11 protein-coding genes are annotated in these 12358 nt (G+C 66.1%); 9 read left to right on the top strand and 2 right to left on the bottom strand.

Annotated elements, in window-relative coordinates:
- The first annotated feature begins 1 nt into the window (after position 1).
- The 9 genes from BKE41_RS29920 to BKE41_RS02000 all read left to right on the top strand — a co-directional run bounded on the left by BKE41_RS29920 (position 2) and on the right by BKE41_RS02000 (position 9438).
- Complete coding sequence (locus tag BKE41_RS29920) at positions 2–406, top strand: GtrA family protein (protein ID WP_083374263.1); 405 nt, start codon at positions 2–4, stop codon at positions 404–406.
- Positions 407–480: 74 nt separating this feature from the next.
- Positions 481–1830 (top strand): glycosyltransferase family 87 protein, encoded by a 1350-nt coding sequence (locus BKE41_RS01965; protein ID WP_083374264.1) that lies wholly within the window; start codon positions 481–483, stop codon positions 1828–1830.
- A gap of 239 nt (positions 1831–2069) precedes the next feature.
- Complete coding sequence (locus BKE41_RS32540; protein WP_083374265.1) at positions 2070–2393, top strand: heavy-metal-associated domain-containing protein; 324 nt, start codon at positions 2070–2072, stop codon at positions 2391–2393.
- The gene (locus BKE41_RS01975) at positions 2390–2818 is read left to right on the top strand and encodes a hypothetical protein (protein WP_348628369.1); all 429 of its coding nucleotides are present in this window, start codon (positions 2390–2392) and stop codon (positions 2816–2818) included. Before BKE41_RS32540 ends, BKE41_RS01975 begins: the two co-directional genes overlap by 4 nt.
- Positions 2819–2907: 89 nt before the next feature.
- Positions 2908–4647, top strand: a complete 1740-nt coding sequence (locus tag BKE41_RS01980) for an efflux RND transporter periplasmic adaptor subunit (RefSeq protein ID WP_063111992.1) — start codon at positions 2908–2910, stop codon at positions 4645–4647.
- 12 nt (positions 4648–4659) lie between these two features.
- On the top strand, positions 4660–7809 hold the full coding sequence (locus BKE41_RS01985; protein ID WP_070998396.1) for an efflux RND transporter permease subunit: 3150 nt from the start codon (positions 4660–4662) through the stop codon (positions 7807–7809).
- Positions 7810–7833: 24 nt separating this feature from the next.
- On the top strand, positions 7834–8199 hold the full coding sequence (locus BKE41_RS01990; RefSeq protein WP_043073049.1) for a hypothetical protein: 366 nt from the start codon (positions 7834–7836) through the stop codon (positions 8197–8199).
- A 24-nt stretch (positions 8200–8223) separates the two neighbouring features.
- Positions 8224–8616, top strand: a complete 393-nt coding sequence (locus tag BKE41_RS01995; RefSeq protein WP_043073050.1) for a DUF305 domain-containing protein — start codon at positions 8224–8226, stop codon at positions 8614–8616.
- Between the two features lie 78 nt (positions 8617–8694).
- Positions 8695–9438 carry a glutaredoxin gene (locus tag BKE41_RS02000; protein ID WP_043073051.1) on the top strand — a complete coding sequence of 248 codons (744 nt, stop codon included), beginning with the start codon at positions 8695–8697 and terminating at the stop codon, positions 9436–9438.
- Positions 9439–9767: 329 nt separating this feature from the next.
- On the opposite strand, the gene BKE41_RS29930 is transcribed toward BKE41_RS02000, so the two are convergent.
- Both BKE41_RS29930 and BKE41_RS02005 read right to left on the bottom strand, forming a co-directional pair.
- Positions 9768–9971 (bottom strand): hypothetical protein, encoded by a 204-nt coding sequence (locus tag BKE41_RS29930; protein ID WP_083374266.1) that lies wholly within the window; start codon positions 9969–9971, stop codon positions 9768–9770.
- On the bottom strand, positions 9971–12139 hold the full coding sequence (locus BKE41_RS02005; protein ID WP_063111990.1) for an AAA family ATPase: 2169 nt from the start codon (positions 12137–12139) through the stop codon (positions 9971–9973). Before BKE41_RS02005 ends, BKE41_RS29930 begins: the two co-directional genes overlap by 1 nt.
- Positions 12140–12358 lie beyond the last annotated feature (219 nt).

Here is a 12358-nt window from a genome sequence, read left to right on the forward strand (position 1 = left end):
GATGTGGCGTCTCGAGCACCTCGACCGGCGCGTTCGGTTCCTGTTCGCCGGCGGCTCCGCCGCTGGATTGAGTTGGGTCGCACGCTTCCTTTTCAGCACTGCGTTGCCTTACCCGGCCGCTGTTGCGGCAGCCACCGCAACGGGGATGATATTCGGCTTCTTCGCCTATCGGAACCTCGTGTTCCCGGATTCACGCCGTCCGCTCATCGCGCAACTTTGCGGATTTCTGGTTGTGAATCTAATCGGAGGTGCGGTGACAGTCGCTGTAGCTATGTTCACATGCAATCATGTACTTTTACCCCTCGGTTTTGCTGCCGCGGCGCCGGCTTCTCATGCAATCGGCATCGCAGCAGGAGCAGTCGCAAATTATCTCGGCCATAAAACAATTACATTCAACACTGCGTGATCCACGTCAAAAGCCTAAATTATCTTGGAATACGTTTGAAGGCGCATATCGCTAAGGCGACTCTGGAGCGAACAATGCTCAAGCTACGCAGCGCGTTTGTCGCGCCCAACATCGTCACAAGTCTACAAAAAGAAAGTACGAAGAGCGAGCGCAGCGCAATGCTTGTTGGCATGGCGCTTTTCGCAATAGGCACCGCGAGCGCATTATTTTCTATCGCAAAGCAGCCCGGATGGCCTATCACAGCGGACCTGGATTTATATCTAGACGCCGCCAAATTATTAACGCAGGGTCAGAACCCCTATATTATAGTTGACGGCCGAGATCCATTTGCCTACCCGCCTTTTCTCGGCGTGATCGTTGCTGCCATCGGTCAGTTCATAGGCTACGGCAAGCTCTGGATTTTCTGGCCGTGCTTGAACGTCGTGCTCGTAGCCGGCTGCGTACTGCTGTTGCGCCGCTTCGGACGCATCATGTCTGACGGATGGCTGCTACTCGCGACCGGCGTAATCTTGTGCAGCCGTGCAATCCGCTCCGATCTTTTTCATGGCCAGATCAATATTCTCCTGCTTTTCGTCCTTCTAATCGGTCTTCGGTCGTTCCTCGATCGAGCGACTATTCGGGGCGCGATCGCTTGGGCGTTCGTCATCGTCTGCAAACCGTTTATGGGCGTGCTGATTTTCTACCTTCTATGTCGGCGCGGGTGGCGAGCGGCCGCAGTGACCGCAGGCATGGCAGCCGTCCTATTTACCGGACCGTTCCTGTTGATCAGCAGCCCTCTGGCGGGGGTCAGAGGTTGGATTGCGGCATCAGCCTTCTACACCACACTTCCGGCAGGCGCGCGGCCCGATCACCAGTCGCTGCCGGCTCTCGCCAAGCGCCTCTTCACCGAGAATCCGTTTAGCATTCCATGGATCGACGCGCCCGTGCTGGCGCAGTGCGTCAGCGTTCTAGCTGCCATAGTCGCCGTATCGATTTTCCTCACCGCCATCGCGGCATACCCCGACCGCGCCGAGGCCGCCGATGACACCTTGAATGCCGGAAGACAGCTCGCCGAAGTCGGCCTTACCGTCGGTCTCGCTCTGAGTTGCGGCCCGCTTTTGGAAGGTGATCACTTGATCCTGATCTGGCCGGCCCTCTACGGATCTGTTTTGTGCGCGCAGCGTGCTCCAGCAACGGCTCGGATAGAGCGAGGGCGCTGGATAATGGCTGCAGCAGGATGGTGCGCCGTTTTCTGGGTATTCGCGCTGCCTGTCATCGTGCCTTTCGTCGTCTCACCGACGTGGCCGGTGCTCGAAGGCGCACAGATTCTCCTGAGCGGCAGAAACGGCATCGCGGTTTTCGTTGCCTGTGTGCTTACCCTGTATGCACTCAGCGCGAGCGCGGAGAGTCGAAAGAGGTCGCGGCAACCCCAATTAGCCATTTAGCGTCGCTGCCTCTCGGTTCTTTGCTTCGGTCGTCAGAATTGCACCGACCAGCCCCTACGCCGGCCGGCGCGTCTGGAGGAGCCTCCGACACGACCGGCGGGGTCGTGCTGCAGCAAAGGCCGTGACCAAGTGGACGAGACGCGCTTCACCGCTGCCCTTGACCTTCCAACGATGGGAAGCCTTATCCCGTCGGGCGTCATCGGAAGGAGAGCGTCAAGGTCCGCTTCGAGGTCGAGAAGATGGAGTGCGGCGGCTGCACCAAGTCGGTGACCAGCGCCCTGCAAACCGTCGAGCCAGGCGCCCACGTGGACGTCGACCTGGCGACGAAGCTCGTTGCCGTATCCGCCGCCACCATCCAGTCCGACCGGATTGCCGACGCCATCATCGCTGCCGGTTATCCGGCGACGCCGCTGCCTGCGGCGGCTCGAACCGAGGCCGCGGCAACCAAACCGTCGGTGCGACGTTCCCGTCCCGGCCTCGTATATAGTCCCGTCGCCCCAACCGGTGTAAACTCCTGTCCATGTGCTCTGACCGGCAGATCCTGCGCCTGTTGGCAGCGATGATCCTTGCGATCATCGCCTTCGCTGCGCCATCTACCGTCCTGGCTCACGATGGGCACGCGCATCACGGCCACCACGTGGCCGCGGCACAGCCGAAGGTGGTCCCCGCGAGCACTTCGGCCATCCCGCCCATGTCCTTCACGCCCGGGGCCAAGGCCGAGGCTCTTGCCTGGTCGACGGCCGCGCTCCCGATCGCTGACGTCGAGTTCGCGCGCATCTATGCGGACCAGGACGGCGGCGACTTCCCTGGGCCCTGCAAGACGCGCTGCTGCGGGCCGATGGCCTGCTGCGTCACTGGCATCGTGTCCGGTCCCTACGCCCTATCGCCATCTTTCTTCCGGACAATCACGCTGATCCCGGACGACGTCTTTGGTCGCGCGGGCGCTGGCCCCGAGGCGCTGCCCGAGCCTCCACGAACCCTCGCGTGAGATGAGGCGCGCCTGAGGCGCGCGACACCCGGATTGCGTCCGCGAACGGCGGCGTGCTTCCGGCATCCCCGACGCGAGGATTCCCATCCATGTCCACCCGATTTGCCGCCGCCCTCGGCGCGGTGGCGCTGCTTGCCGCCGTCATGGCGGGGCCCGCACTTGCCCATGGCGGGCACGACCACGACGCGACCCCACCCCCCGTCTCCAAGTCCATCGCCCCCCGCGGCGAAGCCCTGTCCGATGCCTTCGAGCTCGTCGCCATCCCGCGCGACGGCACCCTGAACCTATTCCTCGACCGCTTCCGGACGAACGAGCCCGTCCCGGACGCGACGGTCGAGGTCGAGACGCCAGACGGGCCGAGGACGGCGACCGCCACGAGCGAGGGCGGCTACGTGCTGCCGGCACCGTGGCTGTCGAAGCCCGGCCGGCACGAGTTCGTCACGACCATCACCGCCGGCGACGCCGTCGACGTGCTCACCGTCTCGGTCACCGTGCCCGACCCGAAGGCCGCTGCGGCCGCGGCGCCCGCCAAGCCGGATCCGGCACAGGCCGCCATGTCGCGCTTCTCCGAGGTCGCGCGCGGGATCAGGGAGCGCCTCGGCGAGAAGGACCCGATCCTAGTGACCGCGGTCGCCTTGGCTTTCCTTCTCGGCGTGCTCGTGACGGCGCTCGCCCGCGGTCGCCGTGGCGCTCCGGCCGTGGCGCTGCTGGCCGTCGGCATCACCTTGGTGCTTGGCACCGCCGCCTTCGCGCACGGCGGAGAGGACCACGGCCCGCCCGTGCAAGGGGCCGCCCTGATCGAGCCGCGTGGGGGCTCAGCCCCGTCGTCCGACCTGGCCCAGCGCCTTCCCGATGGCTCCGTGTTCGTGCCCAAGCCCACACAGCGGCTGCTCGTCCTGCGCACGACCATGACCGAGCAGGGCCGCTTCCATCGCTCGGTCGAGATGCCCGGCCGCATCATCCCGGACCCGAACGCCAGCGGCGTCGTGCAGTCCTCGGTCGGAGGCCGCCTGTCACCGCCGGCGTCCGGGCTGTTCCCGCGCCTCGGTACCAAGGTCCGGAAGGGCGACGTGCTCGCCACCGTGACGCCACCGGTCCAGGCCGTCGACGTCTCCGACATGCGCCAACGCCAGGGCGAGCTCGACCAGCAGATCTCCATCGTCGAGCGCCGGGTCGAGCGCTACCGCAAGCTCGCCACCACCGGCGCCGTGGCGACGACCCAACTCGACGACGCGGTCGCCGAGTTGAACGGCCTGCACGACCGCCGCGCGGCCCTCGACAGGGCCCGGCAGCAGCCCGAGACGCTGGTGTCCCCCGTCGACGGCGTCGTCGCGCAGGCAAGCGCGGTCGCCGGCCAGATGGCGGCGCCCGGCGCCATGGTCTTCCAGGTCGTCGATCCGAACCGGCTTTGGGTCGAGGCGCTGAGCTTCGACGCCCTGACGCCGGCGCAGGACGCGACCGCGCGGCTCGCCGACGGCCGCACCCTGAAGCTCGTCTACCAGGGGTCCGGGCTCGCCGACCGCAACCAGGCCATCCCGGTGCAGTTCGCGATCCAGGGTGACGCGTCGGGCCTGCGGGTCGGGCAGTTCGTCACCGTGCTTGCCGGGACCGACACGGAGCAGGCCGGCCTGGCGCTGCCGCGCACGGCAATCGTGCGCGCCGGCAACGGGCAGGACGTCGTCTACGAGCACACCTCAGCCGAGCGCTTCGAGGCGCGGCCCGTGCGGGTCGAGCCCCTCGACGGCGGCCGCGTGCTCGTCGCCGAGGGAATCGGGCTCGGCAAGCGGGTCGTGACCCAAGGCGCCGAACTCCTCGACCAGGTCCGCTGAGGAGGCCGTCCGATGTTCACCTTCCTCGTCGGCCAGTCGGTCCGCAACCGCCTGCTCGTCCTCTCGCTCGCCGCCGTGCTGGTGCTCTACGGCGCCTTCACCGCGACCAAGCTGCCGGTCGACGTCTTCCCCGACCTCAATCGTCCGACCGTCACCATCATGACGGAGGCCGAGGGCTACGCGCCCCAGGAGGTCGAGCAGCTCGTCACCTATCCCATCGAGACCCGGATGAACGGTCTCCCCGGGGTCACCCGGGTGCGGTCGGTCTCGGGCGTGGGCCTGTCCATCACCTACGTCGAGTTTGACTGGGGCACCGACATCTACCGGAATCGCCAGCAGGTCGCCGAGCGGCTCGCCCTGGTGCAGGACCAGCTCCCGCGGGGCGTGACCCCGGTCATGGGGCCGATCTCGTCCATCATGGGCCAGATCCTGCTGGTGGCGGTCACGAGCGACACCGCGAGCCCGATGCAGGTGCGCGAGGTCGCCGACTTCACCATCCGGCCGCGGCTGCTGACCATCCCGGGCGTCGCGCAGGTCATCCCCATCGGCGGCGAGGTCCGCCAGTTCCGGGTCGGCCCGAACCCCGCCGCCATGCGCTCGCTCGGCGTGACCAGCGCGCAGCTTGAGACCGCGCTCGCCCAGTTCGGCACCAACGCCGGCGGCGGCTTCACCGACCAGAACGCGCGCGAGTACCTGATCCGGAACATCGGCCGGACCATGAGCCTCGACGACCTGCGCAACCTCGTCGTGGCGACGGTCAACGGCACGCCGGTCTACCTGCGGCAGGTCGCGGAGGTCTCCTTCGCCGCGAAGGTGAAGCGCGGCGACGCCGGCTACATGGCCCGGCCCGCGGTCGTCGTCTCGGTCGAGAAGCAGCCGGACGTCGACACGGTGCAGCTCACCCGAGGCATCGAGACCGCCTTGAAGGAGATGGGCCCGACCCTGCCGTCCGGCATCCGGGCCGACCAGGTCCTGTTCCGGCAGGCCGACTTCATCGAGACCTCGATCCGCAACGTCGAGCGCGTCCTGGTCGAGGCCGTGCTGGTGGTGGCGGTGGTGCTGTTCGCCTTCCTGTTGAACGTGCGCACCACGGCGATCTCGCTGCTGGCCATCCCGGTCTCGGTGCTGACGACCGCGGCGGTGTTTCACCTGTTCGGGCTGTCCATCAACACGATGACCCTCGGGGGGCTGGCCATCGCCATCGGCGAGCTCGTCGACGACGCGGTGGTCGACGTCGAGAACATCTACCGGCGCCTCGGCGAGAACCGGCGGGCCGGCAATCCGAAGGGGGTGTTCCAGGTGGTGGTGGAGGCCTCGAACGAGGTCCGTTCCGGCATCGTCTACGCCACGCTCATCATCATCCTGGTGTTCGTGCCGCTGTTTGCCCTGTCAGGCATCGAGGGACGCCTCTTCGCGCCCTTGGGGCAGGCGTACATCATCTCGATCCTGGCGAGCCTACTAACCTCGATCACGCTGACCCCGGTGCTGGCGTCCCTGCTGCTGCCGGGCCTGAGGAACCTGGAGGAGCACGACAGCCGCTTCCTCAAGCTGCTCAAGCGCGGCAACGCCGCTCTCCTACGGGTCGCGTTCCATCACCAGGGCCTGCTCGTCGGTACGATCGCGGTCGCGGTGGTCGCCGCCGGCGTCGCCGCCTGGAACCTGCCGCGGGCCTTCCTGCCGCCGTTCAACGAGGGCTCGTTCACGGTCAACATGACCTTCAACCCGGGCATCTCGCTGGCCGAGAGCAACCGAGTCGGGTTGATCGCGGAAAGGCTGCTGCTGGAGATCCCGGGCGTGAAGGCGGTGGGCCGCCGCACCGGCCGGGCCGAGCTCGACGAGCACGCGGAGGGGGTCCACGCCTCCGAGATCGACGTGGCCCTCGACGAGGCGACGAAACGCCCGAAGGAAGCGCTCGTCGCCGACATCCGCGGGCGCCTCGCGGCCCTGCCGGTGGCGGTGAACGTGGGCCAGCCGATCTCCCACCGGCTCGACCACATGCTCTCGGGCGTGCGCGCCGAGATCGCGCTCAAGGTGTACGGGGAGGACCTCGACGCCCTGCGCCGGGTGGCCAACTCCCTGCGCGACCGGATGGCCGCGATCCCGGGCCTCGTCGATCTCCAGGTCGAGCGGCAGGTTCGTATCCCGCAGCTTGAGGTTCGGGTCGACTACACCCGGGCCGCCCTCTACGGCGTCCAGCCGGCGGCGGTCGTCGACCAGATCAGCCGCCTGTCGAACGGGCGCGTGGTCTCGACCGTGGTCGACGGCGTGCGCCGCTTCGACGTGGTGCTACGCCTGTCGGAGGACCGCCGGACCACCACGGGCCTGGGCGACTTGCTGCTGGAGACGCCCTCGGGCTGGGTACCGGCGCGCCAAGTCGCCGACATCCGCGAGACCGACGGCCCGAACCAGATCCTGCGCGAGAACGCCCGGCGTCGCATCGTGGTGCAGGCCAATACGAACGGCGAGAGTGATATGGCCACCGTCGTAGCGGCCATTCGCGGGGCGGTGGCTAAGGAGCCGCTGCCCCCGAGCTTCTTCACCAGCCTGGAGGGCACCTTCCAGGCGCAGGAGGAGGCGAGCCGGACCATGGCGGTGCTCTCCGCGCTGTCGCTGTCGCTCGTCTTCGCCATCCTGTTCAGCCGCTACAGGTCGGCGGCGCTCGCCCTGATCATCATGGGCAACGTGCCTCTGGCGCTGATCGGCTCGGTGGTCGCGCTGTGGCTGGTCGGGCAGCCGCTGTCGGTGGCGTCGATGATCGGCTTCATCACGCTGACCGGCATCGCGGCGCGCAACGGCATCCTGAAGATCAGCCACTACCTGAACCTGTCGCTGCACGAGGAGGTGCCGTTCGGGCCCGACCTGGTGGTGCGCGGCAGCCTGGAGCGGCTGACTCCGGTGCTCATGACGGCGCTCTCGGCCGGCGTCGCCCTGGTGCCGCTTCTCTACGACGCGGCGAGCCCGGGCAAGGAGATCCTGCACCCGGTGGCTGTGACGATCTTCGGCGGACTCGTCAGCGCAACGCTGCTCGACTCCTTCCTGACCCCGGTCCTGTTCCTACGCTTCGGGCGCAAGCCGCTGGAGCGGCTGCGCGTCCTCCATGCCGAGACGCCGGCCCAACCATTCTCGGACAGCGCGCGCCCGCGCCCGGCCGAGGCCTACTGACCCGCATACCTCAGGAGATCCTCCATGATCCTTCCCAGACTGGCATTGATCGCTGCCCTTCTCGCAGCATCTGGCGTGTGTGCCCACGAGACTGCCGGCCAGCACGGGGGCCGGGTGGCGGACGCCGGCAAGTTCCACGTCGAGCTTGTCGCCAAGGGCGATACCGTCGACGTGTTCCTAACCGACGGCGAACAGAAGCCTGTCCCATCGACCGGATTCAGGGGCACGGCGATTCTCGTCGTGGGTGGCAAGCCTGCGCGCGTGCCTCTGGAGGCCGCCGACGGCAACCGCCTGACCGGTAAGGCCGCGACGGCGTTGGGTGAGAGCGCGAAAGGCGCCGTGCAGATCACCAGCCCGGACGGCTCGGCCGCCAGCGGCAAATTCAACTGATCCTCACTCGGAGAGAGAAGATCCATGACGCAATTCCGCACCCTTTTCGCCTCCGCCCTTCTGTCGGCCGGGCTGGCCGGCGCTGCCCTCGCGCAGGGCATGCACGACCACGGCTCCATGCCCGGCAAGGACATGGACTCGATGAAGCCGGATCCAAAGGACAACGCCTCGACAAGGGACTTCAAGGCCGCCGACATGGCGATGATGAAGGACATGGACGTCCCATACACCGGCGATCCGGATGTGGACTTCCGCACGCACATGATCCCGCACCACAAGGGCGCGGCTGCCATGGCCAAGGTCGCGCTGAAGCACGCCAAAGACCCAGCCACTAAGGCGATGGCCCAGAAGATCGTCGACGACCAGGAGAAGGAGATTTCGGAGATGGAGGCGTGGCTGAAGCGGCACGGAAAGTAGCCGCCGACCCCGGGACCGCCGCCAGGGCGGTCCCGGCCAGCTTCCCCGTTGCAGTTTCTGTCCGCCCAGGAGTCCGAAATGCAATCCACCCGAAAGGCCGTCCTCTATCGGATGGTCACCCCCGAACACACTTGCCCCTACGGCCTGAAGGCCAAGGACCTCCTCGAACGCCAGGGCTTCGAAGTCGAGGACCACCTACTGACCGACCGGGCGGAGACCGACCGCTTCAAGGCCGAGCACCAGGTGAAGTCGACGCCGCAGACCTTCATCAACGGCGAGCGCGTCGGCGGCTTCGACGACCTGCAACGCCACTTCGGCAAGGCCGCCAACGACCCGAACGCCACGACCTACACGCCCGTCATCGCGGTCTTCTCGATGACGGCGCTGATGGCCTTGGCGGCCAGCTACGCCGTCTACGGCACGCCGCTGACGATGCACGCAGCCGAGTGGTTCATCGCCTTCAGCATGTGCGTGTTGGCGCTCCTGAAGCTTCAAGACGTGGAGAGCTTCTCATCGATGTTCCTGGGCTACGACCTGCTCGGCCGACGCTGGGTCCGCTACGCCTACGCGTATCCGTTCCTGGAAGGCGTCGCCGGCGTGCTGATGGTGGCAGGCGCCCTGAACTGGATCTCGATCCCGGTGGCGTTGTTCATCGGCACGATCGGGGCGGTCTCGGTGTTCAAGGCGGTCTATGTCGACAAGCGGGACATCAAATGCGCCTGCGTCGGCGGATCGAGCAAGGTGCCGCTGGGCTTCGTCTCGCTTACCGAGAATGTCATGATGATAGCCATGGCACTCTGGATGCTGGCGGCGCACCATTAGTGCCATCTCCACTGCGGAGAACTGGCTTTCGATGCCCTCTCCGTCGCGTCGTTCCTGCCAGAGGCGTCCGGCAACCGCGGCTGTTGTGGCGGGCAACTGACAGCCACAACACATTTTCTGGAGAAGACATCCGACCGGCCCGGCCGCTATCCAGTACGCCCGTCGTGCTCAGGACCTACTTCTGCTACGGCCGGTTCGCTACGATCGAGCCTCGTCAACATGCCAAAAAGCAGTTGTGGTTCAACGCATCGAACGCCGGGAAGCCTGACGGCGTTACTCTATCGCTTACGACGGAAGCGAAGCTGGTAGCGCCGCCATGCTCGGCCACATCAAAATACGAATGACCCGTCCTCACCATCGTTTTCGCATGCCTGCCTACAATGTTCGAAGGCAGCTCGCCGCCGTATGATTTCCGCCAATTCTTCGATGACAGCCTCGCGGTTCCCCTCGAGGACCTCACACAATTCATCAATGGCATCGGAGATAGGCTGAAGGTCGTCGATCTCCGGGGCTGCAGGCGGGATTTCGAACATCACGACACCTCCCCGCCGCTCGCGGCCGGTACGACCAGCATCGCATCCGTCCGCATCTTCTTCTCAAGGACTTGGTCGATTTCGCCGCGTGTCAGGTAGCCGGCTTCCTCAAGCAGGCGGCCGACTGTCTGCAGGGCCGATCGATGCTCCATCAGGATGCCGCGTGCCCGCTCGCTCGCCCTACGCAGCCGTTCTACGATCGCCGGAAGCAGGCCCGCGATCATGACCGTCTCGGTCCCGACGGCCTCAAGGTAGATGTTGCCAAAGATCCCGAAGCCGAATCTCAGCTCGATGTCACGGGCAATCCCGGTCGCCATGGCGAGATCGGAGCTAGGCCCCGATCCCGCACCGATGGAACTGTCACCAAGTTCGATCTCTTCTGCGATCCGACCCGCCACGAGCGCAGCCAGACCCGCCTCCAATTGGGTCAGCGTCACACCGCCGTCGCGGGTGCTCTCCAGACAGGCTTGCCCGCCGTCGTCGTGAAGAGACAGGTCCACAAGTTCGCCGAAGCGCAGTGCTCGGGCAACGATTGCATGGCCGGCTTCATGGATTGCCACTCGATGCCTGATCGCCGACGTGAGTGGACGACGTCCCTGGCGGATCTCGGCCAATAGATCGTCCAGGGTCACGCTTCGTCCATTGCGGCGCGCTGCTCCTTTGGCACGCCGGACGAACGCCTCAGCATCAGCACCCGTCATGCCACGTGCGGCCAGCGCCAGCGGCAGGGTCGACGCATCGGGCAGGATCCCTCGACCGAGATGGTGCCGGAAGATCCGCGCAAGCGAGTTCGTGTCCGGCTTCTCGATCGCGATCTCCCGGTCGAGGCGCCCGGCCCGCTTTACCGCAGGATCGATCTTCCCAGGGTGGTTCGTGGCTGCCACCACCACCACACCCGGCCGTTCGTCCACGCCTGCCAGCAGCTCGAGGAACAGATTGACGATTTGCGTCCAGTATTGGACGTATTCGCCCCGGATCTGACCTCGGTCTGAGATTCCGTCGAGTTCGTCGATGAACAGGATGCAAGGCGCCTGTGCCTGCGCCCGTGCGAAAACCTTGCGGATCGCCTGAAGCGTGCCCGACAGGTAGTCGGCTGCGTTCCATTCGGCCACGGAGGTCGCCACCAGGGGAACCCGGGCGCTTTTGGCAAGCGCGCGCGCGAAGCTGGTCTTGCCGACGCCGGGCGGCCCCGACAGTAGCAGGCCGCGATGGTCTATCTCGGCCCACGACAGACGGCCGGAACGGTAAGCCTGCAGATCGGCTGCGACCGCCAATCCCCAAGTCTTTGCAGCCCCATAGCCGTCGAGTTCCTCGAGTGCGGCGCCGGCACCGAGGAAGTCGGCTTTGGCGGCGATGATCCTCTCGATCGCTTCCACGCAGCTGTCCGGCGAAGCCCTCCTGCGCAAAGCGACCGGCAGATCTGCGATCTCGATCATACGGAGCAGATCTGGATCGAGCGAGCGGGTCGGCTTGCCGCCGGTGACGGCTTCGACGACGAGATTGAGGCCGGCCTGGTCGAGGTTCTGCAGAGCGATCCGATGTTCGGCGGAACGCATCAGATCGCGCGGCAACTGCCGCTTCGGGTCGGGGGCAATGCCGACGATCGGCACCCGAACATGCAGCGCCGTGCCGATGATGTCGTTGCCTTTATCCGGCCGCGCATCGCGGCTGATTCCATCGCAAACGAAAAGGGCGGCATGCCGCCGGCTCAGCTCGCGCGCTCGTCCGCTCGCGAGATCCATGACCTTTGTGTTCGGACGGAACAGGCACGCCTCGGCGACGATACGGGTCGGCTCTATGAGTTCCGAAACGTGAGTGGCGACGGTGACGACAGGTGCTTCGCGGCGAAGACGGCGGACAAGGTCGGGCTCGCTTGCGACGGCACGGGCGAGCATGACGGCGACGGCGGCGAGATCGGCGGGAACGGGTACATGCGTGGTCTCGGGACGTTCGATCTCGTCCCGAGCCACGATCTTCTCGACGGCGTCGCTCTCGGCGAAGAGCGCGTCGTCCTCCAAGCCGAGGGAATGGAGCCGATGATGGCCCTTCAGTCGCTTGCGCTCGTCCTGGGCGAGTTGCTGCAGGAAGGCGCGCGCGAGTTGGTCGGACGGCGCCATGTCCGGCGGATCCGAGACGATCGTCGGTACCGATTTTTGTGAAGCAAGCATGCGAGATCTCCCGCGGCCGTGCGACAGGGACGTCGACCGTCAGCTCAGGTGCTGGAATGGATGGGGCGACGCGGCTGGCTCGACTCGGAGCACTTGGCAGGCGTCGGCTTCAGGAGTTCGCCTGCTTCATAGGCGATGAGCAAATCTGGTACAAAACAAGAACAAAGGCTAGCGTCGCCAACGTTTGTCCACAGGTCGCCATTCCTAGGAATATGAAAG

Source organism: Methylobacterium sp. C1 (genome assembly GCF_001854385.1).
Taxonomy (GTDB): domain Bacteria; phylum Pseudomonadota; class Alphaproteobacteria; order Rhizobiales; family Beijerinckiaceae; genus Methylobacterium; species Methylobacterium radiotolerans.

Bases quoted from the DNA above. Each gene is read 5' to 3' on its own strand.
- BKE41_RS29920 (WP_083374263.1), top strand. From the start codon at position 2: ATGTGGCGTCTCGAGCACCTCGACCGGCGCGTTCGGTTCCTGTTCGCC.
- BKE41_RS01965 (WP_083374264.1), top strand. From the start codon at position 481: ATGCTCAAGCTACGCAGCGCGTTTGTCGCGCCCAACATCGTCACAAGT.
- BKE41_RS32540 (WP_083374265.1), top strand. From the start codon at position 2,070: ATGGAGTGCGGCGGCTGCACCAAGTCGGTGACCAGCGCCCTGCAAACC.
- BKE41_RS01975 (WP_348628369.1), top strand. From the start codon at position 2,390: ATGATCCTTGCGATCATCGCCTTCGCTGCGCCATCTACCGTCCTGGCT.
- BKE41_RS01980 (WP_063111992.1), top strand. From the start codon at position 2,908: ATGTCCACCCGATTTGCCGCCGCCCTCGGCGCGGTGGCGCTGCTTGCC.
- BKE41_RS01985 (WP_070998396.1), top strand. From the start codon at position 4,660: ATGTTCACCTTCCTCGTCGGCCAGTCGGTCCGCAACCGCCTGCTCGTC.
- BKE41_RS01990 (WP_043073049.1), top strand. From the start codon at position 7,834: ATGATCCTTCCCAGACTGGCATTGATCGCTGCCCTTCTCGCAGCATCT.
- BKE41_RS01995 (WP_043073050.1), top strand. From the start codon at position 8,224: ATGACGCAATTCCGCACCCTTTTCGCCTCCGCCCTTCTGTCGGCCGGG.
- BKE41_RS02000 (WP_043073051.1), top strand. From the start codon at position 8,695: ATGCAATCCACCCGAAAGGCCGTCCTCTATCGGATGGTCACCCCCGAA.
- BKE41_RS29930 (WP_083374266.1), bottom strand. From the start codon at position 9,971: ATGTTCGAAATCCCGCCTGCAGCCCCGGAGATCGACGACCTTCAGCCT.
- BKE41_RS02005 (WP_063111990.1), bottom strand. From the start codon at position 12,139: ATGCTTGCTTCACAAAAATCGGTACCGACGATCGTCTCGGATCCGCCG.